Genomic DNA, 23,864 nt, shown 5'->3' on the forward strand with positions numbered 1-23,864 from the left:
CGGCCCGCGAGGACTACTGGTACTCCGTGATGGTGAGCGTGTAGTCGCCGCTCCCGTCGTAGGAGTCCACGAGCACGTGGAGGTCCGTCGACGTGTCGGGGTCGGTGATGGTGATGGTCTCCTCGGAGTTCGTCGTCCACGACCGGTAGTCGTAACTCGACGTCGACGGACACGTCCCGGTGCCGTCGTTCGCGTACAAATCGAAGTCCGCCGTCGACGGCCCGGACAGTTCGATTACCACCTCGCTCGGCGAACTGTACGAGAAACTGTACGTCCAGCACTTGTCGTCGTACCTACTCGACAGCGTGCCGGAGGCCGTCGACGTCGTGGAGTCGCCGCTTCCGCCGTCGCCGTCGTCGCCACCACCGCCCGACCCGGGCGTCGTCGTGACGGCGTTCCCAGCGTCGACGCGCCCCGAACCCTGCTGGTCGCTCGACAGCCCCACGTCCACCGCCGTCGCCTTCAGGTGGCTCCGGAGTTCGGCGTTCGTGAGGTCGTACTGTGCGAGCGTCAGGCCCGCGACGCCAGCGACCACGGGCGTCGCCATCGACGTGCCCGAAATCTTGTCGTAGCCGTCGTCGGTCCACGTCGACAGCACGTTCGTCCCGGGCGCCGCGAGTTCGATGTCGCTCCCGTAGTTCGAGTACGACGCGAGCGTCTCGTCCGGGTCGAGCGCGCTCACGGCGAGACACTCCGAGTAGGCCGCCGGATACGAGACCGACCCCTGTCCGTCGTTGCCCGCCGCCGCGACGACGAGCGCGCCGTTGTTCGTCGCGTACGACACGGCGTTTTTCATCGTGTCCGTGTATCCGCCGCCGCCCAGCGAGAGGTTGACGACGTCGGCGCCCTGGTCGGCCGCCCACGTCACGGCGTCCGCGATGTCCGCCGTGGAGCCGGAGCCCTGCTCGGAGAGCGCGCGCCCGGAGAGGACACTGGAGTTCCCGATGCCGGTGACGCCCTCGCCGTTGTCGGTCTCCGCCGCGGAGATGCCGGCGACGTGCGTGCCGTGGTACTCGTCGGCGAGCACGTCCGGGTAGGGGTCGCTGTCGTCGTCCACGAAGTCCCGCCCGTAGTTCGACACGGACCCGTCCATGTTGCCGTCGAGGTCCGGATGGTCGTACTTCACGCCCTGGTCGACGACGCCGATGGTGACCCCGGAGTCGCCGAACGTCACGTCCCACGCCTCGGGCGCGTTCACCTGCTGGTCGGCGTACTGGTCGCCGTACCGCGGGTCGTTGGGCGCGACCTGCGCCTGCAGTTCGACGTTCTCCTCGACGTACTTCACGGCGTCCGCGCGCTCCAGTCGCTCCACGAAGTTCTCGTGGGCGGGCTCGGCCGCGTTCTCCGGCAGGCCGACGACCGTCGCGTTCAGCGCGTCGTTGGTTTTCACTGCCTCCTCGTTGCCCTTCAGGAACTGCTCGACGTACCCCTCGGGGTCGTCTTCGGCGCCGGACACGCCGACGATGTACTCGCGTCGGTCCGGCCCCTCGCCGTTGCCGGGCGACCCGGACGCCGCGCCGACCATCGCCACGGACCCGACTGCCGCGCTCGTTGCTCCGAGGAAACTACGCCGCGTGAGGTTGGTGTTGTCTGCCATCCCGTCCGCCACGTGAGCGCCACCCAACTTAATATCTTTCTAGAGTTAGCGTAAATTAGTTCGCTGAGAACGGAAATAAATTCGCGCGGCGTTTCCGAACCGACAGAGAGTAGGCACCGAACGCGCAGGGCTTCAGCATGTACGAGAGCGGTTCGTTCGTCGCCGAACACGTCGACCCGGTCACCGCCGAGCAAGTCCAGCCCAACGGCGTCGACCTCACCGTCGAGGCCGTCTTCGAACAGCGCGAACCCGGCCGCATCGGCCGCGACGGCAAGGAAATCGGCGACCGGCAGCGCCGCCACCCCGAGGCCGGCGACGGCGACACCGACACGTTCTACCTGCCGCCCGGCGGCTACGTCCTCCAGTACGCCGAAACCATCTCGATTCCCGACGGCCACGTCGGCTTCGTCTACCCGCGGTCGTCGCTCATGCGGAACTCCTGTATGCTCAACACCGCCGTCTGGGACGCCGGCTACACCGGCAAGGGCGAAGGCCTCCTGCAGGTCCACCACGACGTCGAACTCGAGCGCGGCGCGCGCGTCGCCCAGCTCGTGCTCGCGGAGGGCGACCACGACGACACATACGACGGCAGTTACCAGGGCGAACGCGTCGAATAACGCCGCTCGCCGGCGAGCCTTTTTGACGGTCGGCGGCGAGGACGCGACTATGGACCGAACGCGAGCGGGCGGCGTCGCGCTCACCGCGGCCGGCGTCGCGGGCTACGTCGCCGGCGTCCTCGCGCCCTATCCGGGGCGGGCGTTCAGCGTCACCGCGGTCATCGTCGGCATCACGCTCGCGAGCATCGGGTCCGGCAGCGAGGTGCCGCGATGACCGTCGAGACCGTCGTCTACGACGAGCACGGGCACGGCGCCCGCGACGACCCGGTGGACGCGCGCGACGACGCCGGCACCACGTGGGTGCGCGTCGTCGACCCGACCGACGCGGAACTCGACGAAATCGCCGCCGGCTACGGACTCCACGCGCTCGAAATCGAGGACGTGCTCGGCGACGTCCGCCCGAAAGTCGAGGAGTTCGACGAACACACGCTCGTCCTCGTGAAAGCCGCGACGCTCCGCCGCGGCGACGTCGCGTTCGCCGACGAACTCCGCGACGAACCGGTCGGCTTCTTCGTCGGCGACGACTGGCTCGTCACCATCGAACCCGACCGCGTCGCCGCACTCGACGCCGTCTGGGACCGCGTCGCGCGCGAAGAACCGCGCCTGCTCTCCCACGGCCCCGACTTCGCCGCGTACCGCGGCATCGACCGCGTCGTCGACGACTACTACGCCATCCTCGACGACATCGAGGACGACATCGAAGCCGTCGAAGACGAAGTCGTCGACCCCGCCGGCGAGGACGTGCTCGAACGCATCAACAGCCTCCGCCGGGACCTGCTGTCGGTGCGCCGCCTCCTCTGGCCGACCCGTGACGCCGTCGGCGTGCTCGCGCGCGGCGACCCCGTACACGTCGACGTGGCCACGGAGAAGTACTTCCGGGACGTCTACGACCACCTCGTCCAACTCGTCGACCTCACGGAGACGTACCGCGACCTCACGAGCAGCGCGCGAGACATCTACCTGAACGCGCTGTCGATGTCCACGAACGAGGTGATGAAGACGCTCACCGTCGTCGCCACCATCCTCCTCCCGCTCACGTTCGTCGTCGGCGTCTACGGCATGAACTTCCAGGATAGCGCGCTGAACATGCCGGAACTCGGCTGGCAGTACGGCTACCCCGCCGTGATGCTCGGCATGGCGCTGACGGCGGGCATCCTCGTCGCGTACTTCCGGCGCGAGAACTGGCTCTAGCGCACGTCGTCGAACAACTCCGCGAACGTGTCCACGACGTGTGGCGGGTACGCGTCCGAGTCCAGCGACACGACCGCCGTGTCCTCGCCGGCCTCGGTTCGCGCGAGCACCGCGTGGACGAACCGGAACGCCGTCTCCGTCGACACGGCGTCGAGAATCGACGCGAGGTCGTCCACGCGAACCGTCGTCGCTCCCTCCCACGCCGAGAGATACTCGTGGACGAGCGCGCCGACCTCGCCGACCGCGCTCTCCCTCGGAACGGTCTCCACGACGCCCGACGCCGCCTCGGCGCAGTCGGCGCTCGCCGTCGCCGCAGCACTCCCGCGAGACTGTTCCCCGACGCTCACGACGACGACGCGGTCGGCGTCCCCCGACCACTGCGCCAACCACGACTCCGCGTCGCGTTCGTACGTTACTCCGATGACGTTCGATTCGTGTTCGACGGCGTCAGCCGCCTCGTCGCCCCCAGTGACGAGGACGCTCGCCGAACCGAGTCGGGCCTCCTCCCCTCGCATGAGTCGGTACTCCTGAAACTTTGGTGTGCCGACATAAACTTTGCTAGTTCGTGGCGTGACACCGACCGCCGAACAGCGCCCGCGACGCCCGAACCACACCACAGCCAGCACGTACCGGAACCGCCGGTACGTGGACTCGCTAGGATTTGAACCCAGAACGAGACTCGCTTCGCTCGTCTCGTAGGGCTTCAAATCCCAGCTCACCACCGCGAGAACTGACGCGAAGCGACACACGCGTCGCTTCGCGGTCAGGTACAGTAGTGGACTCGCTGGGATTTGAACCCAGGGCCTCTTCCTTGCGAAGGAAGCGATCTACCCCTGATCTACGAGCCCGCACCCGAAATCAGTCGACCGGCGTACTTCAGGCTTCTGTTTCGCGGGACTAGCGCGGACGGCGCGCGTGGGGAAGGACTATTCGTGGCGGCGGTGACGTATCGGTCGATGGAACGGAGCATCGACGTGTCGGGCGGCGTTCTCAACGTCGTCTTCTACGTGCTCCAACTGGCCGTGTTCTTGCTGGCGGTGGTGTACGTCGCGTTTCCGCTCGATAGCGCCGCCAAAATCCTGTTGGCGTTCCTGTTCGCGTCGCTGGTCGCCGCGATGGTGGTCGGCGCGTGGCGGTCGACCCAGGGCGGCGAACACGCGCACACCGGCAGCGGCGACATCACCTACGACCCGGTCGCGGACCCCGGACAGGCGGCGAAAGACCGGTGGGAGAAAGCGGTTCGCAGGCTCCCCGGCGGGGACGACGACCGGGACTGACCGGGAGTCGAGCCAGCGAACGAAGCAACGTCACGGTCTGCGTGCGGCCTCGTCGGCGGCCTGTTCGGTCTCCGTGGACTCTGCGACCGTCCAGCGGGTCGGACGTGAGGCGGCTAAACGTGGACGGCGCAGTGCCACCGCCCGTTAGGTGGACGCTGAGTCGCGAAGTACAGCACGAACAGTCGCCTGCAATCAACGGTGGGCGGGAAGTTGATGCATATATCCGACAACCGTGCGTTCTTACGTTGTATGAGATTCTGTGACGGGTGCGGCTCGATGATGCGCACGGAGGGCGACACGTGGGTGTGTGGCGCCTGTGGGAACGAGGAGCACCGCGACTCGCAGGCAGAAGCGGCGATGACGACCCAGAACGGACAGCAGGACGACGGAACGCCTGCCGTGGCCGACGCGACCCAGGACTCCAGCGAGACGATGCAAGAGCCCTGTCCGGCGGACGACTGCGACAGCGACCGAGCCGACTACGAGATGATACCGAAACCGGGCGGCTCCTACGAAGTCCGGCTGTTCACCTGCGTCGAGTGCGGTCACAAGTGGCGCGACTCCTGACGGTGCATCCTACAAACCCCGCGAACAGTTCAAACTCCAGGGTCCAAATCCCGCCCGCTCACGCCGCCACCGCACGGACAGCGACGCGCGCGTCGCTGTCCGGTGCGAGTTTTTCGAGAAGCGGGCGCGAAGGGATTTGAACCCCTGACATCTTGGTCCGGAACCAAGTGCTCTGTCCGCTGAGCTACGCGCCCTCACATCCCTTTTGTACGACCGTCGGTATAACGGTTGTGAGTGGTCGCGGTCACCCGGCGGTCGAGTCGGTGTCGACGATGGTGCGTTTCCACGTGCCGCGCGTGAACCACGCGGCGGCGACGATGGCGCCGACGATGTTCCCGAGGGCCATGCCGACCCAGATGCCGGTGGCGCCCCAGCCGAGGGTGAACGCGAAGAAGTAGACGGTGGGGACGCGGCCGAGCCACAGCGTGACCATCGAGATTGCCATCGCGGTCTTGGTGTTGCCGGCGCCGCGGAACGCGCCGAGCAGGACCTGGAGGACGCCGATGAACACGAACTCGACGGCGCGGATGCGAACGTACGTCGAACCGTAGTCGACGATGGCGGCGGCGTTCTCCGAGCCCGGACTGATGAACACGGAGACGACGGGCCGGGGGAAGAGTGCGGCGACGACGGCGATGCCGAACAGGACGGCGGCGGCGAACTTCGCGGCGAGCCAGACGGCGCGTTCGGCGCGCTCGGTCTGTTTCGCGCCGAGGTTCTGACCGACCATCGTGTTCGTCGCTCTGCCGAGCCCCATCGCGGGCAGGAACACGAGCGAGATGAGGCGGTTCCCGAGGCCGAACGCGCCGACGACGCCGGGCGCGAACGACGCGACCATCGCGGTGAGCGTAATCATCGCGAGCGCGCTCGTGGACTGTTCGGCGGCGCTCGGCGTGCCGACGCGGACGATGCGGGATATCATCGCCGGGTCGGGAGTGAAATGCGAGAGTTCGATGTCGGGGCCGGCGGTCGTGAAGAAGAGGACGTAGAGCCCGAGGATGGCGGCGACGAACCGCGCGAAGATGGTGGCGATGGCGGCGCCCTCGATGCCCATGCCGCCGAAGCCGGTGGCGGCGTACAGCGAGGACTGGACGCCGGTCGCGCCGACCATCCCGAACAGGGGGTTGTCGGCGAACCCGAAGATGAGGATGGGGTCGAGGACGACGTTGATGGCGACGCTGACGAACATCACGATCATCGGCGTGCGCGTGTTGCCGTAGCCACGCATCAGCGACGAGAACACGAAGAACCCGAACAGCGCCGGCATCCCGAGGAAGAACACCTCCATGTAGTCGGCGGCCATCGGGATGACGACCGCGGCGGTCTCCTCGTCGGCGGGCAGCAACGCGAGCATGTCGCCGGTGACGAAGTGACCGACGACGCCGAGCACCGCGGAGATGCTGACGACGAAACCGAGCGTCTGGCCGGCGACTTTCCCCGCTGAGCCCTCGCTGTCGGCGCCCGTGAACTGCGCGACGAGAATCGAGCCGGCGGTCGTGAAGCCGCCGCCGACGGAGATGAGGAAGAACACGAGCGGGAACGCGAGCGAGAGCGCGGCGACGGCGTTCCCGGAGAGTTGGCCGAGCCAGAAGGTGTCCGCGAGGTTGTACGCGACCTGCAGGAGTTGGATGACGACCATCGGCCACGCGAGCCGAATCATCGGGCCGAGGAGGTCGCCGTCCGTGATGGAGGAAGAAGTCGGGGAGTCGGGCACTACGGGAGTCCAGGCGGCGGGAGAATTTGAAAACTCCGACTTCTAGAAAGCCGGCAAACCGCGTGAATTGCCGCCTACGGCGTCTCGTCGGTCTCGACGGAGAACGACGCGGTCGGGTACGCGGTACACGTCAGCATGTACCCCTTCTCCATCTCGTCGTCGCTCAGCGTCTCGTTGTTCGAGTGCTGGACGAAGTCGTGGGAGTCCTCGCCGCTGGCGACGCGACCACCGCAGGAGAGACACTGCCCCTGGCGGCACGCGTACGGGAGGTCCCAGCCCTCGTCTTCGCCGGCGTCGAGGATGGTCTCGTTGTTCGCGACCTCGATGGTCTCGCCCTCTTTGACGTACTCGATTTCGTAGTACTCGACTTCGTCGTCGGCTATCGAGGACGGGTCGAAGCCCTCGTCTTCCTCTTCGCTGTCTTCGAGTTCTCCCTCTGCGCCGCCCGCGACGGCGCCGGCCGCGCCGCCACCGCCGATGGAGCGGTTGTACGGCTCGGGGAAGTCCGTCTCGGGCACCGTGGAAGCCCGCTGTTCGAGGACCTCCTGTGCGATGTCCTCCGGGACGGGCTTCGACGTGCCCTTGAAGAAGTGGAGCACGACGAGGGTGAGCGCCATCCCGAGGCCGAAGACCAGCCCCAGTGTGTCTACCATGTGCGGCGGTACGGAAGCGGTGTTTAACAGTATTGTGATTGCCCCACGCCGGCTTCGGGCGAGTTTTGAAACCCCACCGCGAACGCGTTCGCATGGACGTCGCGATACTGCTGTACGAGGGGTTCGACGAGTTGGACGCCGTCGCGCCCTACGAGGTGTTCCGGACGGCCGGCGAGTTCGGCGGCGACATCGACGCCACGATGCGCACGCTCGTACCCGCCGAGCGCGTGACCGCGAGCCACGGCCTCACGGTCGAGCCGGACGACGTGTTGCTCGGCGTGCCCGACCTCGTGTTGGTTCCGGGCGGCGGGTGGAACGACCGCGGCGAGGCCGGCACGCGCGCCGAAGTCGAAGACGGCACGCTCCCCGAGCGCCTGCACACGCTCCACGACGGCGGCGCCGAAATCGCGTCGGTCTGCACGGGCGCAATGCTCCTCGCGGAAGCCGGCCTGCTCGACGGCCGCCCCGCCACCACCCACGAGTCCGCGAAAGCCGACCTCGCCGAGTACGACGTGGACGTGCGCGACGACCGCGTCGTGGACGACGGCACGATTCTCACCGCGGGTGGCGTCACGTCGGGCATCGACCTCGCGCTCCACCTCGTCGAGCGCGAGTGCTCGCCCGGCCTCGCCGAGAAAGTCGCCGACGAAATCGAGTACGAGTCTGGGTACTGACTGTCTACGTCACTCGTCGCTGACTGCCCTCTGCTCGCGGGTCGCTCTGCTCGCGGCTCACTCAGTTCGCCGCTCGCTAACTCGTCGCTCTCAATCGTTCGCTCCGCTCACTCTTTCCGAGCGACCTCGTGCCGCCCGAACCCGTACCGGAGCCGGTTCGCGAGGCGCCGCGAGAACCGTCCCTCGCCGTCGCCCGAGGACCGCGAGGCGAAGCGCTCGGCGAGCGCCTGGTAGATGAGGGGGAGCGCGACCTCCTGTTCGAGGCTCTCCTGGACCGTCCACGTGCCCGTTGAGCCGCCGGCGACGTGGTCGGCGACGGTGCCGAGGTCGGTGCCCTCCTCGCGGAACGCCTCCTCGCAGAGTTCCAGCAGCCACGACCGGATGACTGCGCCGTTGTTCCACGTGCGCGCGACGGCCTCCAGGTCGAGGTCGTAGCGACCCTCGTGGAGGAGTTCGAACCCCTCACCGTACGTCTGCATGAGCGCGTACTCGACGCCGTTGTGGACCATCTTCACGTAGTGCCCGGAGCCCGCCGGCCCCATGCGGTCGTGGCCGTCCGGCCCGGTGGCGACGGCGTCGAAGACGGGCACGAGGTCGTCGTACGCCCACTCGGGCCCGCCGACCATCAGGGAGAAGCCGAGTTCGGCGCCCGCCGGTCCCCCCGAGGTGCCGCAGTCGAGGTACGCGAAGTCGTGTTCGTCGGCGCGCCGCGTCGACTCCTCGAAGTGGCTGTTACCCCCGTCCACCACCACGTCGTCGGCGTCGAGATGCGGTGTGAGTTCTTCCAGCGCGGCGTCCACGGGGTCGCCCGCCGGCACCATCAGCCAGATGCGCTTCTCGTCGCCGAGTTCCGCGGCGAGCGCTTCCAGCGAGTCGGCTGGCGTCGCGCCCGCGTCCGCGGCGTCCTCGCGCGCGTCAGCGTCGATGTCGAACGCCACCACGTCGTGGCCGGCGTCGAGACAGCGGTCGACGACGATGCGCCCCATGCGGCCGAGGCCGACGACTCCGAGTTCCATGGGTAGCAGTTCCGGCGGCGGTAAGTAGGGGTTGCGGTTGTGCGCGGACGGGTCGGGCGCGGCCCGGCGTCAGGAGTCGGTGGCCGAACGCTATCCCTGAATCTGTCCGGCCTGCACCTCCCAGAGGTCGGCGTACCGGCCGCCGTCGTCCAGCAGGTCGTCGTGGGCGCCGCGTTCGACGACTTCGCCGTCCTCGACGACGAGAATCCGGTCGGCGTCCCGGACCGTGGAGAGGCGGTGAGCGATGACGACGGCGGTGCGGTCGGCGGCGAGGTCGTCGAGGCTGTCCTGAATCCGGCGCTCGGTCTCGGTGTCCACGTCGCTCGTGGCTTCGTCGAGGACCAGAATCTCGGGGTCGTGGAGGACGGCGCGGGCGATGGCGAGGCGCTGGCGCTGCCCGCCGGAGAGTTTCACGCCGCGCTCCCCGACCTCGGTGTCGTAGCCCTCGGGGAGGGCCGTGACGAACTCGTGGGCGTCCGCCGCCTTCGCCGCCTCGACCACGGCGTCGCGGTCGGCGTCGAACTCGCCGTACCGGACGTTTTCGGCGATAGTGCCGTCGAAGAGGAAGGTGTCCTGGCTGACGTAGCCGACGTGCTCGCGGAGGCTGTCGAGCGTGACCTCGCGCACGTCGCGGCCGTCGACGCGGACGGCGCCGTCGTCCACGTCGTACATCCGCAAGAGGAGTTTGCAGAGCGTGGACTTCCCGGCGCCGGTCGGCCCGACGAGCGCCACCGTGTCGCCGGGGTCGGCGTCGAAAGAGACGCCGTCGACGACCGGCTCGTCGTCGTAGCCGAACGTAACGTCGTCGTAGGTGACGTCGCCCGCCACGTCCTCGAGTTCGGTGGCGTCGTCGCTGTCGGTGACCTCGGCGGGCACGTCCATCAGGCCGAACACGCGCGCCGAGGAGGCCTTCGCGTTCTCGTACTGGTCGACGATGTTCGACACCTCGGCGAGCGGCGTGACGAACCGCTGGGTGAGGAACACGAACGTCACGAACGCGCCGGGCGTCAGCGTCCCCGTGAGCGGCCCGGGCGCGCCGTAGAGGAGCCACGAACCGCCGACGGCGAACGTCACCGCGAAGGAGATGCCGGCGAGCAGTTCCATCCCCGGCCGGTAGACGTAACTCAGCCGGAGCACGTCCATCGTGTCCTGGAAGAAGCGATAGGACGCGGACGTGACGCGCTCGGTCTCGTGGTCCTCGGCGGCGCTCGTCTTCACGAGTTCGACGCCCGCGAGGCTGTTCTCCAGTCGCGTGTTGAGGTTGCCGACGGCGGCGCGCTGGCGCTCGTAGCGGGGTTCGGCGCGCTTCATGAACCACGACGTGAGCACCACCATCAGGGGAATCGCGGTGAGCGTGACGACGGCCAACTGGGCGTTCTCGTAGACCAGGATGGCGGCGATGCCGGCGAGCATCACGACGAGGCGCGCGGAGTTCTGGAGCGCGTTGTCGAGGAAGACTTCGAGGTTCGACGCGTCGTTGTTCAGCACCGACATCACTTCGCCGGTCTGCTTGTCGTCGAAGAACGTCATGTCGAGGCTCTGCATCTTCGCGAACGAGTCCGTCCGCACGTCGTGCATCACGCGGTGCGCGAACAGGTTCGCGGTGACGCCGTAGGCGTACGTGAACACCGCCGTGACGACGAACGACGCGCCGATGAGGACGGCGGAGAACTCGAACTGGGCGGCGTCGGTCGCGGGCAGCCAGTTCGCCGGCACGAGCGGGAGTTCGTAGGGCGCGTCGCCCGTGAACACGCTGTCGATGGCGGCGCCGAGCACGAGCGGCGGGAGGAGGCTGGCGACCCGCGCGACGACGTTCGCCGCCATCCCGAGCGCGAGGTAGCGCCACTCCGGCACGCCGTACTCGCGGAACAGGCGGACGAGCGGTCGGTCGACGCGGTCGCGGTACTGGTCGAAGACGCTGTCCTCCGTGGCCATTACGTTTCGAAATACCACGGGCGCCGAAGTCGGTTACGGTCCGAACCGGAACACTCCAGTGCGGGCCGGTACAGGCCTCGGACATGCGAACGTCCCTGCCCGCCGTCCTCGCGCTCCTCGTCGTCAACGACGTGGTACTGGTCGTCCTCCTCGACGCGAACGTGCCGACGTGGGGGCTGGTGCTCGGCGCCGCCGTCGGGCTATCCGCGCCCATCGTCGCGCTCGCCGGTGTGGCAACCGAGGACACCGGTCCGGCGTCTCGGGCCGACCTGCAGGCGGAACTCCGAGACCTGCGCGAGCGCGTCGAGGAACTGGAGAAGTAGCCGGAGTCAGTCGAGTGCGCGCCGCGGCACGATGCGGGGTTCGTCGTCGTAACTGACGGCGGCGTCGACGCCGAACACGTCCGCGAGCAGGTCCTCGGTCACCACGTCCTCGGGCGGCCCCCAGTCGTACACCGACCCGTCGTCTAGCGCGACGAGGTAGTCCGCGAACCGCGCCGCCTGCTGGAGGTCGTGGAGCACGACACAGACCGTCACGTCGCGTTCCTCGTTGAGCGTCCGGACGACCTCCATGACGCGGAGTTGGTGGTGCAAGTCGAGATACGTCGTCGGCTCGTCCAGCAGGAGGACGTCGGTGTCCTGGGCGAGCGTCATCGCGACGAACGCGAGTTGCTTCTGGCCGCCCGAGAGTTCCGAGAGCGCGGCGTCCCGGAGGTGGTCGATGCCCGCGAGGTCGATGGCGCGCTCGACAGCGGCCTCGTCGTCCTCGCCCATCGGGTCGAGGAATCCCCGGTGAGGATAGCGCCCGTGGGAAATCAACTGTTCGACGCTGAGGCCGCCCGGGGCGTCGTTCTCCTGGGAGAGCAGGCCGAGGTCGCGCGCGAGTTCCTTCGGCGGACGCTCGTGGACGTCCTCGCCGTCGAGCAGGACGGTGCCGGGGTCGGGTTCGAGTTCGGCGGAGAACCCCTTGAGGAGCGTCGACTTCCCGGAGCCGTTCGGGCCGACGAGCGCGGTGACCTCTCCTTCCGGGACGACGATGTCCTCGCAGTCCACGACCGCGCCGTCGCCGTAGCCGAGTTCGATGTCGGTGCCGAACAGCGCGGCGTCCGCGACGGGGTCCTCGTCGACGACGGCGCGCGTCTCTTCGGGCGTCTCGTCGGGTGTGCGTGGTGTCTGTGGCATTGTCAGAACTCGTTGAAGTCGACCGCGCGGCGGAGCAACAGGAGGAAGTACGGGCCGCCGATGAGGCCGGTGACGACGCCGACCGGGACCTGTGTGCCGGGGAGGCCGAGGCGGGCAATGACGTCCGCCACAACGACGAGCGCCGGCCCGGCGAACAGGCAGCCGGTGATGAGGCGCTTGTAGTCGCTGCCGACGAACAGGCGGACGACGTGGGGCACGACGAGGCCGACGAACTCCACGAGGCCGGCGACGGCGACGGCGGCGGAGGCGGCGACGATGGCGAGCGCCGACAGCCCGAACCGGAGGCGTTCGACGCTCATGCCGAGCGAGCGCGCGGTGCGTTCGCCGAGCAGGAGGACGTCGAGGTGGCGCGCGGCGAGTACCGAGGCTGGCACGACGAACAGCGTGGGGATGGCGACGAGGCGGACTTCCGTCCAGTTCACGCCGGTGAGGGAGCCGGCGAGCCACGCGACGGCGGTGCGCATTACGCCGTTGCTCTCGATGAAGTAGAACATCCCCGTCTGGAGGCTGTTGAAGATGGTCGCGACGACGACGCCCGCGAGCACGAGGCGGACGGGCGTGGTGCCGCCGCGCCACGCGACGGCGTACACGAGGAGGAAGGCGAGCGTACCGCCGGCGACGGCGGCCACCGGGAGGTAGTACGTGCCCAGCGAGAGAACGAGCGTCGCGACGACGGCGACGCCGGCGCCGGAAGAGACGCCGAGGATGTAGGGGCTGGCGAGTTCGTTCCGGGTGATGGCTTGGAAAATGGCGCCGGAGATGGCGAGGTTGAGGCCGACGAAAGCGGCGACGACGACCCGGGGGAGGCGGATGGTCCAGACGACGACGGTGGCGTTCGAGAGCACCGAGAGGTCGGCGTAAATACCGAAGAATCGCGCCGCGTTCTCGCCGAGGACGATGGTGGCGAGAATCTCGGGGTTGGTGAGCACTTTCTCGTCGAAGAGCGCGCGCACGGCCGTCTCGATGGGCATGTTGTAGGCGCCGTACCGCACTTGCACGACCGCCGAGACGAAGACGAGGGCCATGCTCGTGGCGGCGATGCCGAGGAGCGTGGCGTCGAACTCGGGCGCGATGGCGGCCAGTTTGCGCGACCGTGGCGAGGAGTGGTCGTCTGTCATGGTGGAGGTGCGTCGCCGGCGGCGGCGACGCGAGTTCATCTTTTAGGCCGCCCTAAGAGACAAAAAGGGTTGCGTTTACGACGTGACGATGCCGGCGAGTTCGTCGCGGTCGAAGAGGTCGCCGGAGAACTGGTCGGGGTAGAGTTCGGTGGCGAACCGCTCGGTGAGGAACAGGTGCTGGATGGGGCCCATGAAGATGGGGCCACCCCGGTAGACGTCGCCGTTCTCGACGGCGGTGATTCGACTCGCCGCCTCGTGGTCCTGCATGAACGAGACGACCGTGTTCTGGAACTCCTCGGCGGACTTGCCCTCGTGGCCGCGCACGAACAGCACCTCGGGGTCGAGGTCCAGCAGCGTCTCGTAGTCTACCTTCGAGCGCGTGCCCTCGGAGAGCGCCTCCACGTCGGAGTTCGCGATGACGTCCCGGACGTTCAGGTCGTGGAAGGACTTCTTGTTCGCGCCCTCGCCGGAGAGGTGGTACGGCGAGAACGACTTGGGGTTGTTCGCGCCGCCCCAGACGAGCGCGCCACGCGGCCCCTCGCTCGGGACTTTCTCGCCGACGCGTCCGACGTAGTCGTCGTGGAAGGACTTGAACGCCTCGTAGCGCTCCTGCTCTTGGACGATTTCGGCGACCTTCTCGAAGGCGCCGTACAGCGTGTAGTAGTCGTAGTCGTGCCACGAGTCGGTGCGCCGGAAGATGGTGTTCCCGAGGAACGGCGCGGCGCGCTCTTCGAGGAAGGAGACGTCCTCGCCCGTCATCTCGAAGACGTTCGTCAGCCAGTTCGGGTCCATCAGGAAGAGGTCCGGGTCGATGTCGAGCAGGGTCTCCCGGGAGATTTCCTGCTTGATGAGGTCGACCATCTCGGACTCGTCGACGCTGACGCCGTCGAGTTCCTCGTAGGGGCCAGTGTGGAAGCGGCCCTTCTGGCCGACCGACTCGATGGCGTCGCCGTGCCCGAGCGCGACGAGCATGTCGGCGTAGCCGGGCATGTACGGCGCGATGCTCTCGGGCGTCGACTCGAACGTGACTTCGCCGACCGGGGTCATCGAGACGGAGTACGAGGCGTCGGTCTGCGTGGTCTCCTCGCTCTCGGTGGTCTCCGCTGCGGTGGTCTCCTCGGTGGTGTCGGTGGGTGCCTGCGTCTCGGTGCTGGTGTCGTCGGAACTGCCCTCGTTGGGGCTGTTACAGCCCGCGACGAGGGCGGCGAGTGCGGCCGAACTGCCGGTCTTGAGGAACGTGCGTCGCTGCATACCAGATTTTGGCCGGCCTAAAGATAATAAGGCCGTCGATTTTTCGGTCGGCCTAAACGAGAGTGGTTCACACACCGCGAGCGCGCCTCACACGGGACGGGAACCTTTATCAGCGCGCCCGCGCTCATCGCAGGTATGCGCGTCGAGTTCGCGGTAGTACGTGTGTAGGCTCCATTCTCTCGTCCAGCGACGCGACCCGCCTGGACAGCCGCGTGACCGCGACCGACGACCGACTCACCCATGACAGACCTACCGGACAGTTACGACCCCGACAGCATCGAGCAGCGATGGCAGACCGAGTGGCAGGACAGCGACGTCTACGAGTTCGATCCGAGCGACTCCGACACCCAGTACGTCATCGACACGCCGCCGCCGTACCCCTCGGGGAACCTCCACCTCGGCCACGCCCTCGGCTGGTCGTACATCGACTTCGTCGCGCGCTACCACCGACTGCAGGGCGACGCCGTGCTCTTTCCGCAGGGCTGGGACTGCCACGGCCTCCCGACCGAAGTCAAAGTCGAGGAAGTCAACGACATCCACCGGACCGACGTCTCCAACGACGAGTTCCGGGAGATGTGCATCGACTGGACCCACGACCGCATCGACGAGATGAAACAGACGATGACGGAACTCGGCTTCTCCCAGGACTGGAGCGCCGAGTACCGCACGATGGACCCCGAGTACTGGGGGAAGACCCAGCAGTCGTTCTCCGCGATGGCCGAGGACGACATGGTCTACCGCGACGAGCACCCCGTGAACTGGTGTCCGCGCTGCGAGACCGCCATCGCCGACGCGGAAGTCGAGAACGTCGACCGCGAAGGGACGCTGTACTACGTCACGTTCGACGGCGTGGACAACGACGACATCGAAATCGCGACGACGCGCCCCGAACTGCTCGCGGCCTGCGTCGGGATGGCGGTCAGCCCCGACGACGAGCGCTACGAGGACCGCGTCGGCGACACGTTCGAAGTCCCGCTGTTCGGCCAGGAGGTCGAACTCGTCGCGGACGACGACGTGGACGCCGACTTCGGGTCGGGCGCCGTCATGATCTGTACGTTCGGCGACAAACAGGACGTCGACTGGTGGGCGGAGTACGACCTCGACCTGCGCTCCGTGTTCACCGAGGACGGCCGCCTCAGCGAGGAAGCCGGCGAGTTCGCGGGCCTCACCATCGACGAGGCGAAGGGCGAAATCGCGGACGCGCTCGACGACGAGGGCTATCTGAACGACTCCGAACCCACCGAGCAGAGCGTCGGCGCGTGCTGGCGGTGTGACACCCCCATCGAGATTCTCTCGAAGGAACAGTGGTTCGTGGAGGTCGACCAGGACCTCATCCTCGAGAAGGCCGCCGAGGCGAACTGGATTCCCGACCACATGCACGACCGCCTCGTGGACTGGACCGAGAGCATGGAGTGGGACTGGGTCGTCTCCCGCCAGCGCGTGTTCGCCACCCCGATTCCCGCGTGGGAGTGCGACGACTGCGGCCACTGGCACATCGCCAGCCGCGAGGAGGCGCCCGTCGACCCGACCGAGGACGACCCCGCGGTCGGTGACTGTCCCGAGTGCGGCGGCGAGTCGTGGACCGGCGAGACCGACGTGATGGACACGTGGATGGACTCCTCGATTACACCGCTGCACATCTCGGGGTGGCCCGAGGACCTCGACCTCGACGAGTTCGAGCCCGTGAGCCTGCGCCCGCAGGGCCACGACATCATCCGCACGTGGGCGTTCTACACGCTCCTCCGCACTGGCGCGCTCACCGACGAGAAGCCGTGGGACGACGTGCTCGTCAACGGCATGGTGTTCGGCCCGGACGGCAACAAGATGTCCAAGAGCCGCGGGAACGTCGTCGCGCCCGACGAGGCCATCGAGGAGTACTCCGCGGACGCCGTCCGGCAGGCGCTCGCGCTCGGCGGCCAGCCCGGCAGCGACGTGCAGTTCCAGTGGAAGGAAGTCAAGTCCGCCTCGCGCTTCCTGACGAAGCTCTGGAACATCGTGAAGTTCTCCGAGGGCCACTTCGACGAGGACACCCCGGACATCGACGCGCCCGCGTACCGCGACGCCGACCGGTGGATTCTCTCGGAACTCACCCGGGTCGCCGACGAGGTCGAGTCCGAGATGGACGACTACCGCTTCGACGCGGCGATGCGCCGCCTCCGCGAGTTCGCGTGGGAGGACCTCGCCGACGACTACGTCGAACTCGTGAAGGGACGGCTCTACAACGGCCGACCGGGCGAGCGCGCCGCCGCCGAGAAGGCGCTGTACACCGCGGTCACGTCGGTCGTGAAGATGCTCGCGCCGTTCAGCCCGCACGTCACCGAGGAAATCTGGCGGGGCCTCCCCGGCACCGAGGGGAGCGTCCACGAGGCCGCGTGGCCGGACGTCGACATGCTCGACGAGGACGCCGAACTCGCGGGCGAGCGCATCGCGGAGGTCGCGAGCGACGTGCGCCGCTGGAAGTCCGACAACGGGATGCCGCTGAACGCGGACTTGGACCGCGTCGAACTCTACTTCGACGGGGACGGCGACGCGACGCTGGACACCTACGACCTGAGCGAGACGGTCAACGCGCCCATCAAGCTCGTGGACGGCCGCCCGGACGTCGAACTCGTGCCGGTCGAGGCCGAGGGCGACGACGCCGAAATCGGGCCGGAGTTCCGGAGCGACGCGGGCGCCGTCATGCAGGCCATCGCGGAGACCGACCCCGCGGAGATTCAGGCCCAGATGCACTCCGGGGACACCGTCACCGTCGAGACGGACGGCCGGTCCTTCGAACTGGACGCCGACTGGCTGGAAGTGACGGAGGAGTACCGCGCCGCCTCCGGCGAGGAAGTCGAAGTGCTGGAGGTGTCGTTCGGCACCGTCCTCGTCTACGAGTGACGCGCCGAGCGTAACCCCACGCGGCCGACCGGAACCCGACTGCTTTTTTCGACTGCGACCCGGACTGCGAGTATGGACCCCCGCGTCGAGGAACACGCCGAGGTGCTGGTCGATTGGAGCGCGCGAATCGAGGACGGCGACAACGTCGTGTTGAGCGTCGGGCCGGACGCCCACGAGCTCGCGGTCGCGGTCGCCGAGAAGGTCGGCGAGCGCGGCGCGAACCTCCACACGACCTACGCGTCTGGCGAGGTCGGGCGCGCGTACTCGCTCGCCCACGACGGCGACTTCGACGAGGACCCCGCCCACGAACTCGCGCTGTACGAGAACGCCGACGTGGTGCTGTCCATCGGCGGCGGTCGGAACACGAGCGAGGGGTCGGACGTGCCGCCGGAGACGCGGACCGCGCGGGGGAAGGCCCGCGAGCAGATTCGGGAGGCGCGGATGGACACCGACTGGGTGTCGACCGTCCACCCGACGCGGTCGCTCGCCCAGCAGGCGAACATGTCCTACGCGGAGTATCAGGACTTCGCGTACGACGCCATCCTCCGCGACTGGGAGACGCTCGCCGACGAGATGGCGAACATGAAAGACGTGCTCGACGCCGGGAGCGAGGTCCGCATCGTCAAGGAGGGCACCGACCTGACGATGAACATCGAGAACCGGGTCGCCGTGAACTCCGCGGCGTCGGTCGCCTACGACTCCCACAACCTCCCGTCGGGCGAGGTGTTCACCGCACCCGAAGCCACGGAGGGCGAGGTGTTCTTCGACGTGCCGATGACGATTCGCGGCGAGCGCGTGCAGGACGTCCACCTGACCTTCGAGGACGGCGAGGTCGTGGAGTACAGCGCCGCCCAGAACGAGGAAGTCGTCGGCGACATCCTCGACACGGACGCGGGCGCCAAGCGCCTCGGGGAACTCGGCATCGGGATGAACCGCGGCATCGACCAGTTCACCGACTCCATCCTGTTCGACGAGAAGATGGGCGACACCGTCCACCTCGCGCTCGGCCGCGCCTACGGGTCGAACTTCCCGGAGGGCCACGAGGACGAGGCCAACGACTCGACGGTCCACGTCGACATGATTACGGACATGAGCGAGGACTCCCGCATCGAAGTCGACGGGGAAGTGGTGCAGCGAAACGGCACGTTCCGGTGGGAGGACGGATTCGAGGAGTAGCGAGGGCCGGAGTCCAGCGAAGACCCTCGGAGACGCGAACACGGCGGGCAGTGGTTTTTTACCACACCCAAGAGTTACTCCATTGAGGTGTAACGGATGGGGATACTCGACTCCGTCGGCGAACTGGTAGGCAGCGTCATCGCTGTCGCATTGCTCCTCGTGCTCGCGATAGTGAGCTTCTTCGTCACCGTGTTCATCGTGCAGGCGGGCGCCGACCTCGCCGGCTACGACCCGAGCGGCGACTTCGTGACGCTCTCGGCGGCGGTGCTGACGGCGGGCGCCATCGTCGGCGGCGCGTCCCCGCTCACCGCTACGGCGGGACTGGAGTAACCGCGGTCACTCGGTTTTCGCCGGCGCGGCGAACGCGGCCTCGGGTTCCTGTGGCGCTACCCGAGCAGGTAGCGCAGCCACGGATTGTTCTGGACGACGCTGGTTGCTTCGAGGTACTCGTCGACGCCGACGATGCGGCCCGCGCCGATGGCGCCGAGGCCGAACAGCAGGACGGCGTACACGAGGTGGGAGTCGACGACCCAGCCGTGGGCGATGGGGAGGCCGTCGAACAGGCCGCCCTCCAGCGAGGCGAGCCAGTAGAACAGCATCATGACGGCGCCCCAGAACGCCGAGAATCTGACGAACGCGCCGACGAGGAGCGCGAGGCCGACGAGTATCTGCCCCCAGACGTTGAGGACGTTCACGAGGCCGACGTAGTCGGTGCCGAGCGTGGTGAAGAGATCGGCGAGCGGATTGCCCGGCGGGATGGCGTTCAGGAGGAAGGGGGCGGCCGTCCAGTCGCCGGCGAGGAGTTTGTCGAGGCCGGCCTGCAGGAACGTCCACGCCATCACGAGCCGGAGGCCGAGGACGGAGTAGCCGACCCACTGTTCGGAGTACGTGAACGACACGTTTCGACCGAGAATCTTCGCGCCGAGTTGCCGCTTCGTAGACATGTTCGGAACTTCGACATGACCACACATAAGTGTGTGCTGCGTTCCCACGGACGCGGAACGAGCCGCTCCGACGGCCAGCGCGGCCGACAGCGACGTCGCTGTCTGGCGTTTCGAAGTGGAGTTGAGGGGAGTAAGCCCCCTTCTGTTCGGCCCGGCATTCGGCTCAGCGTCCGCGCGGCGCCCTCGCGGGCGTCGTCGAGCTACCTACCGCACGGACTTGCACCGGCGGGGATTGGCCGTTCCATCGCTCCCCTCTCGTCGGCGTGACCGGCTGTGCCGGTCACGCGTTCCTCGGCGGGTTATCTTCCTTCCCTTCCGGGTCGGGTCGCGCGCCTCATCGGTCGGAGAGGGACGTGTCGTCTCTGTTCCAGTGCCGGCGGTCTCCCGCCCCGGACTTGCGTCCGGCCGCCCGCTCGACTGGTGGGGGGACTTTCCTCATGCCTCGCGGCACGGGAGCCGGGCTCCCTCTACCCACCCCCGGGTAAGCGTGCGCCGTCGTTAAGGTGTTCGGTTTTTCCGCGGATGCTCGGGGCGTCGGTCGGCACGACGCGATCCCCGGCGATGGATTCGTGAGCGCGTCGCGCGGAATTAGCAGTCGAATGTACCAGATAGTTCTCTTCTAACCGCGAGTAGTCGCCGGATGCACGCGATTTCGTCGAGTACACCGCCTGACGGGTAATCCATCACGATTTTCGTGCACAAGGGAAGAGTTCAAGTTATTCGTGGGCGTAAGAGACTCCGTATGGCCGAGGCCCAGTCAGTAGTACTTTCCTTCGAGGACGGCGCTCGGACCGTCGAATTGGCGCGGGAATCTGTGGAGGCGTTCGTTCGAAACGGACAGCGAGAGCAGCCAGGGAGCATGCGAGACGCGTTCTACAACCGAACGAGCGCGTTCGTTCGACTCGAGTCCACCCGCGGCCGCGGGCGACTTCGAGGCTGCGCGGGCGCCCAGGAGTCCGCGCGCGAACTCGGGAACGGCAGCCAGCAGTTGGGGCACGCCATCGTCGAGGCGTCCATCAAGGCCGCCTCCGACGCGTCCTGTGGCTCCGAGGTGGAGCCCGCGGAACTCCCGAACCTCCGCGTGTCCGTCTGCACGGTGTCGAATCTGGTGTTGACCGACGACCCCGTGGAGGACATCGAACTCGGGGTCCACGGCGTCGCCATCGACGGCGACGGCAAGCACGGCTGGATGTACCCCACGCTCCCCGTGGAGAACGGATGGAGCGTCTACGAGTATCTCGACCGCACCTGCCGGAAGGCCGGCCTCCCGAACGGCGCGTGGGAGGAAGACGACGTGATGGTGACGCTGTTCGAGGGGCAGGTGTTCCGCGAGACCGACGAGGAGACCGAGGACGGCGAACCCGCCGTCGAAGAACTCACTTCCTGACCGACTGCATCCCGGCGTTACCGCCGGAAGCCGACCGCGTCCGCGTCGTCCCTGGCGTGCGAAGCGGCGTCGTCGACGTCGAAGGACCGAACGACCTCCCCGTCGCGCACGAGCGGTTCGAGTAGCGACTCGCCGTCCGTCGGGCCCGGGCGGTTCGCGAGCGCGACGTGGTGGCCGCCGTCCCGCGTGCGGTAGACGTCCTTTTTGCCCGAGAGTTTGCCGCGCTTGGCCGCGGGTTCGCCGTCCACTTCCACGATGTCGAGCGCGAAGTCCACGGGGTCGGCGTTCGAGACGTGGCCACCGACACCGAAGCCGTCGGCGACGTCCCGGAGGTGACGCAGGTCGTCGGGCCCGAGGCCGCCGGAGAGGAACACGTCGACGTCGCCGTGGCCGCGCGCGTCGAGTTCCCACTGAATCTCGCGGACGATGTGCCGGAAGTCGCCGCGCCGCGAGGACGTGGTGTCGAGGCGAACGCTGTCCAAGTCGTCGCCCAGCGCGTCGATTGCCCGAATCACCTCGTCTTTCTCGTCGCTGTACGTGTCACAGAGCGCGACCCGCGGCACGTCCTCGGGGACCGCCTCGTCGAACGCGCGCCACGCCTGCTCCTGGTTCCCGCGCCCGAAGCAGATGAGGAGCGCGTGGGGCATCGTCCCGCTGGCTTCCCGGCCGAGTACGTCGCCCGCGGCGACGTGCGAAAAGCCGTCGAGGCCGCCGAGGAGCGCGGAGCGTTCGACCATCGCGGCGATGGAGGGGTGGACGTGGCGCGCGCCGAAACTCAGGACCTGCGAGTCGGGCGCCGCTTCGCGGACTTCGAGGGCGGCGGTGGCGACGCCGGAGGCGTGCGAGAGGAAACCCAGCAGCGACGTCTCGTAGCGCGCGAACTCGCGGTACGTCCCCTCGATGCGCATCACGGGGCCGCCGTCGAACAGCGTCCCCTCGGGGAGCGCGTCCGCGTCCACCGGGAGGCCTTCGAGGAGGTGGGCGGCGTCCTTGAGGCCGGCGAGCAGTTCGAACTCGCCGGTCGGGAACTGGTCGGCGGTGACCTCCGCGACCACGTCGGGGTTGACGCCGGCGTGGTCGAGCGTGGTTTCGGTGCGCTGGAAGTAGGCGTCGGTGGCGCGGCCGTCCGCGATGGCGTCGTTCGGGACGACGTCGAAGGTCACGCCGCGACCCCCCGACTGGTGTGGTGCATGGGCGCGTCTACTGGCGCCCGAGCGAAAAAGCCTCGCTTACGCGGGGCGGTGGACGGCGTCCAACTCGGCGACCGTCGGGGCGTTCACGATGGTGACGCGGTTCCCGTCGACGGTCAGGCGGAACGCGTCGGCGAACTGGCTCTCGCCCTCGGGGATGCGCCAGACGCCGTCGGTTCGCTGTTCGGCGCCCCAGTACCGGAGCAACTCGCGGTAGGCGTCGGCGAACTCGCGGGCGTCGCTCGCGGAGTCCCACGCGATGCGCCACGCGTACGCCGTCTCGCCGTCCGACCGCTCGTACACCCACATGCGTTCGCCGTCCCAGCCGTCGACCGCCGGCGTGGTGTAGTCGAACGGGTCCGAGAGGTCGACTGAGGAGCCGTCGGTGTTCAGGAACGCGGCGGGAGGCAGGACGGCGCGGTCGTCGTGGCGGTCGGTCTCGTAGGCGGGGTACGCGAGCATCGCGGTGAGGCCGCCGACGCCGACTTCGCCGTAGGGCGCGCGCCCGTCGACGGTGACCCGCGACCAGTCGCCGTTCGAGCGGTCCCGCAGCGTCGGGTCCGTCGGCGCGTCGGCCTGGTACTTCTCGGGCTGGGCGACCTGCTCGGAGGACGCGGGCGGCGCGTCGTAGAGGGCCGCGACCGCCGACCAGCCGCCGTCCTCGTGGAACGACTCGACGAAGCCCGGGCCGTCGCTGTACGGGAAGTACTTCATCACGTAGATGCCGAGGTGGAGGTCGCCGCCACCGCCGCCGCCGCTCCCCGCTTCGACGCACGCCCACTCGGCGCCACAGCGGTCGCCGTACTGCTGGTCGAGGAAGCGCGCTTCGCCCTCGATGAGGCCGCTTCGGGCGTTCGCGGCGTCACGGGTCGGCGACGGGATGTCGGCGTCGAAGTTCCGGAACTGGAGGGCGTGCATCAGTTCGTGGCCGAGCGTCGTCTCCTCGATGGTCGGCGCCTCCGACGGCGAGACGACGACGATGCGGTCCTCGCTCGGCGAGTAGAACCCGAGGACGTTCGACCCGCGATTCGCCTCCTGTACCTCGATGGAGTTTCGGTCCTCGCCGACGAGGAACAGCGCCTCGAACTTCGCGTCGTCGAACGTCCGGAGCGCGTCGCTGGCCTGCCCGGCGCCCGCGTACTCCTCGCGGTACGTCTCTCGTGACACCACGTCGACGGTCACCGGTTCGTCGAACTCGATGCCGCGGAGGTGTTCGACGCGCGCCATCGACCGGTTCACGACGGCGGCGCGCTCGCTCTCGTTCAAGCCGTCCGCGGTCGTGACTGCGAGCGCGTCGTCGTGCCAGTAACCGCCCTCCCACCCGAGCACGTCGCTGTCGGGGTCCGGGCGCTCGGCGGCGTCGGGCGCGGCCGTCGCCGGCGTGGTCGTCTGGGGCGCGTCCGCCGGCGCGGTGGCACTACAGCCGGCGAGCACGAGGAGCGCGACGACGGCGAGAACGAGGGGTGTGCGCATTG

Annotated in this window: 23 protein-coding genes, 2 tRNA genes and 1 other RNA gene; 11 read left to right on the forward strand and 15 right to left on the reverse strand. The window is 68.1% G+C overall.

Annotation, left to right across the window (positions count from 1 at the left end; translation table 11 throughout):
• Positions 1-13 precede the first annotated feature (13 nt).
• Positions 14-1,597 carry a S8 family serine peptidase gene (locus LT972_RS13040; RefSeq protein ID WP_232570818.1) on the reverse strand — a complete coding sequence of 528 codons (1,584 nt, stop codon included), beginning with the start codon at positions 1,595-1,597 and terminating at the stop codon, positions 14-16.
• Between the two features lie 137 nt (positions 1,598-1,734).
• Here LT972_RS13040 and LT972_RS13045 point away from each other — a divergent pair, with 137 nt between their 5' ends.
• Genes LT972_RS13045 through corA form a run of 3 tightly spaced genes read left to right on the forward strand, consistent with a single transcriptional unit; the run spans position 1,735 to position 3,405 of the window.
• Positions 1,735-2,214: a deoxyuridine 5'-triphosphate nucleotidohydrolase gene (locus tag LT972_RS13045; RefSeq protein WP_232570819.1), complete on the forward strand. Its 480-nt coding sequence runs from the start codon at positions 1,735-1,737 to the stop codon at positions 2,212-2,214.
• A 49-nt stretch (positions 2,215-2,263) separates the two neighbouring features.
• Positions 2,264-2,428, forward strand: a complete 165-nt coding sequence (locus tag LT972_RS13050) for a hypothetical protein (RefSeq protein ID WP_232570820.1) — start codon at positions 2,264-2,266, stop codon at positions 2,426-2,428.
• Positions 2,425-3,405 carry a magnesium/cobalt transporter CorA gene (gene corA / locus LT972_RS13055; protein WP_232570821.1) on the forward strand — a complete coding sequence of 327 codons (981 nt, stop codon included), beginning with the start codon at positions 2,425-2,427 and terminating at the stop codon, positions 3,403-3,405. Before LT972_RS13050 ends, corA begins: the two co-directional genes overlap by 4 nt.
• Here corA and LT972_RS13060 read toward each other — a convergent pair.
• On the reverse strand, positions 3,402-3,920 hold the full coding sequence (locus LT972_RS13060; protein WP_232570822.1) for a DUF7504 family protein: 519 nt from the start codon (positions 3,918-3,920) through the stop codon (positions 3,402-3,404). The genes corA and LT972_RS13060 overlap by 4 nt on opposite strands.
• Before the next feature lie 261 nt (positions 3,921-4,181).
• Positions 4,182-4,253: transfer RNA gene (locus tag LT972_RS13065), tRNA-Ala, on the reverse strand.
• A gap of 108 nt (positions 4,254-4,361) precedes the next feature.
• On the opposite strand from LT972_RS13065, the gene LT972_RS13070 reads away from it, so the two are divergent.
• Positions 4,362-4,682, forward strand: coding sequence for a hypothetical protein (locus LT972_RS13070; RefSeq protein WP_232570823.1), 321 nt, complete (start codon positions 4,362-4,364; stop codon positions 4,680-4,682).
• A 249-nt stretch (positions 4,683-4,931) separates the two neighbouring features.
• The gene (locus LT972_RS13075; RefSeq protein ID WP_232570824.1) at positions 4,932-5,249 is read left to right on the forward strand and encodes an RPA12/RPB9/RPC11 RNA polymerase family protein; all 318 of its coding nucleotides are present in this window, start codon (positions 4,932-4,934) and stop codon (positions 5,247-5,249) included.
• Between the two features lie 121 nt (positions 5,250-5,370).
• Here the strand turns inward: LT972_RS13075 and LT972_RS13080 are convergent.
• The 3 genes from LT972_RS13080 to LT972_RS13090 all read right to left on the reverse strand — a co-directional run bounded on the left by LT972_RS13080 (position 5,371) and on the right by LT972_RS13090 (position 7,616).
• A tRNA-Arg gene (locus LT972_RS13080) sits at positions 5,371-5,443 on the reverse strand.
• Positions 5,444-5,493: 50 nt separating this feature from the next.
• Positions 5,494-6,909 (reverse strand): MATE family efflux transporter, encoded by a 1,416-nt coding sequence (locus tag LT972_RS13085; protein WP_390226327.1) that lies wholly within the window; start codon positions 6,907-6,909, stop codon positions 5,494-5,496.
• Positions 6,910-7,037: 128 nt separating this feature from the next.
• The gene (locus tag LT972_RS13090; protein ID WP_232570826.1) at positions 7,038-7,616 is read right to left on the reverse strand and encodes a 2Fe-2S iron-sulfur cluster-binding protein; all 579 of its coding nucleotides are present in this window, start codon (positions 7,614-7,616) and stop codon (positions 7,038-7,040) included.
• A gap of 92 nt (positions 7,617-7,708) precedes the next feature.
• Here LT972_RS13090 and LT972_RS13095 point away from each other — a divergent pair, with 92 nt between their 5' ends.
• Positions 7,709-8,290 carry a DJ-1/PfpI family protein gene (locus LT972_RS13095; RefSeq protein ID WP_232570827.1) on the forward strand — a complete coding sequence of 194 codons (582 nt, stop codon included), beginning with the start codon at positions 7,709-7,711 and terminating at the stop codon, positions 8,288-8,290.
• 107 nt (positions 8,291-8,397) lie between these two features.
• Here LT972_RS13095 and LT972_RS13100 read toward each other — a convergent pair whose 3' ends face one another.
• Together LT972_RS13100 and LT972_RS13105 are read right to left on the reverse strand one after the other, a co-directional pair.
• The gene (locus LT972_RS13100; RefSeq protein WP_232570828.1) at positions 8,398-9,306 is read right to left on the reverse strand and encodes a decarboxylating 6-phosphogluconate dehydrogenase; all 909 of its coding nucleotides are present in this window, start codon (positions 9,304-9,306) and stop codon (positions 8,398-8,400) included.
• Positions 9,307-9,396: 90 nt separating this feature from the next.
• Positions 9,397-11,241: an ABC transporter ATP-binding protein gene (locus LT972_RS13105; RefSeq protein ID WP_232570829.1), complete on the reverse strand. Its 1,845-nt coding sequence runs from the start codon at positions 11,239-11,241 to the stop codon at positions 9,397-9,399.
• Between the two features lie 83 nt (positions 11,242-11,324).
• On the opposite strand from LT972_RS13105, the gene LT972_RS13110 reads away from it, so the two are divergent.
• Positions 11,325-11,564 (forward strand): hypothetical protein, encoded by a 240-nt coding sequence (locus LT972_RS13110; protein WP_232570830.1) that lies wholly within the window; start codon positions 11,325-11,327, stop codon positions 11,562-11,564.
• A gap of 6 nt (positions 11,565-11,570) precedes the next feature.
• Here LT972_RS13110 and LT972_RS13115 read toward each other — a convergent pair whose 3' ends face one another.
• The 3 genes from LT972_RS13115 to LT972_RS13125 all read right to left on the reverse strand — a co-directional run bounded on the left by LT972_RS13115 (position 11,571) and on the right by LT972_RS13125 (position 14,812).
• On the reverse strand, positions 11,571-12,422 hold the full coding sequence (locus LT972_RS13115; RefSeq protein ID WP_232570831.1) for an ABC transporter ATP-binding protein: 852 nt from the start codon (positions 12,420-12,422) through the stop codon (positions 11,571-11,573).
• Between the two features lie 2 nt (positions 12,423-12,424).
• The gene (locus LT972_RS13120; RefSeq protein WP_232570832.1) at positions 12,425-13,561 is read right to left on the reverse strand and encodes a FecCD family ABC transporter permease; all 1,137 of its coding nucleotides are present in this window, start codon (positions 13,559-13,561) and stop codon (positions 12,425-12,427) included.
• Positions 13,562-13,636: 75 nt separating this feature from the next.
• Entirely contained in the window at positions 13,637-14,812 is a 1,176-nt protein-coding gene (locus tag LT972_RS13125) for an ABC transporter substrate-binding protein (protein WP_232570833.1), read from the reverse strand.
• A gap of 240 nt (positions 14,813-15,052) precedes the next feature.
• On the opposite strand from LT972_RS13125, the gene LT972_RS13130 reads away from it, so the two are divergent.
• The 3 genes from LT972_RS13130 (at position 15,053) to LT972_RS13140 (ending at position 19,198) form a co-directional block, all read left to right on the forward strand.
• Entirely contained in the window at positions 15,053-17,692 is a 2,640-nt protein-coding gene (locus tag LT972_RS13130) for a valine--tRNA ligase (protein WP_232570834.1), read from the forward strand.
• A gap of 72 nt (positions 17,693-17,764) precedes the next feature.
• On the forward strand, positions 17,765-18,868 hold the full coding sequence (locus tag LT972_RS13135; RefSeq protein ID WP_232570835.1) for an aminopeptidase: 1,104 nt from the start codon (positions 17,765-17,767) through the stop codon (positions 18,866-18,868).
• Between the two features lie 96 nt (positions 18,869-18,964).
• The gene (locus LT972_RS13140; protein WP_232570836.1) at positions 18,965-19,198 is read left to right on the forward strand and encodes a hypothetical protein; all 234 of its coding nucleotides are present in this window, start codon (positions 18,965-18,967) and stop codon (positions 19,196-19,198) included.
• 56 nt (positions 19,199-19,254) lie between these two features.
• On the opposite strand, the gene LT972_RS13145 is transcribed toward LT972_RS13140, so the two are convergent.
• Positions 19,255-19,812, reverse strand: a complete 558-nt coding sequence (locus LT972_RS13145; RefSeq protein ID WP_232570837.1) for a DoxX family protein — start codon at positions 19,810-19,812, stop codon at positions 19,255-19,257.
• A gap of 119 nt (positions 19,813-19,931) precedes the next feature.
• Positions 19,932-20,284, reverse strand: an RNA gene (gene rnpB / locus LT972_RS13150) — RNase P RNA component.
• A 270-nt stretch (positions 20,285-20,554) separates the two neighbouring features.
• Here rnpB and LT972_RS13155 point away from each other — a divergent pair.
• The gene (locus LT972_RS13155) at positions 20,555-21,199 is read left to right on the forward strand and encodes a TIGR00296 family protein (protein WP_232570838.1); all 645 of its coding nucleotides are present in this window, start codon (positions 20,555-20,557) and stop codon (positions 21,197-21,199) included.
• A gap of 17 nt (positions 21,200-21,216) precedes the next feature.
• Here LT972_RS13155 and LT972_RS13160 read toward each other — a convergent pair whose 3' ends face one another.
• Together LT972_RS13160 and LT972_RS13165 are read right to left on the reverse strand one after the other, a co-directional pair.
• On the reverse strand, positions 21,217-22,362 hold the full coding sequence (locus LT972_RS13160) for a nicotinate phosphoribosyltransferase (RefSeq protein WP_232570839.1): 1,146 nt from the start codon (positions 22,360-22,362) through the stop codon (positions 21,217-21,219).
• A gap of 66 nt (positions 22,363-22,428) precedes the next feature.
• Positions 22,429-23,862, reverse strand: a complete 1,434-nt coding sequence (locus tag LT972_RS13165) for an Hvo_1808 family surface protein (protein WP_232570840.1) — start codon at positions 23,860-23,862, stop codon at positions 22,429-22,431.
• Positions 23,863-23,864 lie beyond the last annotated feature (2 nt).

Origin of the sequence: Halobacterium litoreum (assembly GCF_021233415.1) — an archaeon.
Lineage (GTDB): Archaea > Halobacteriota > Halobacteria > Halobacteriales > Halobacteriaceae > Halobacterium > Halobacterium litoreum.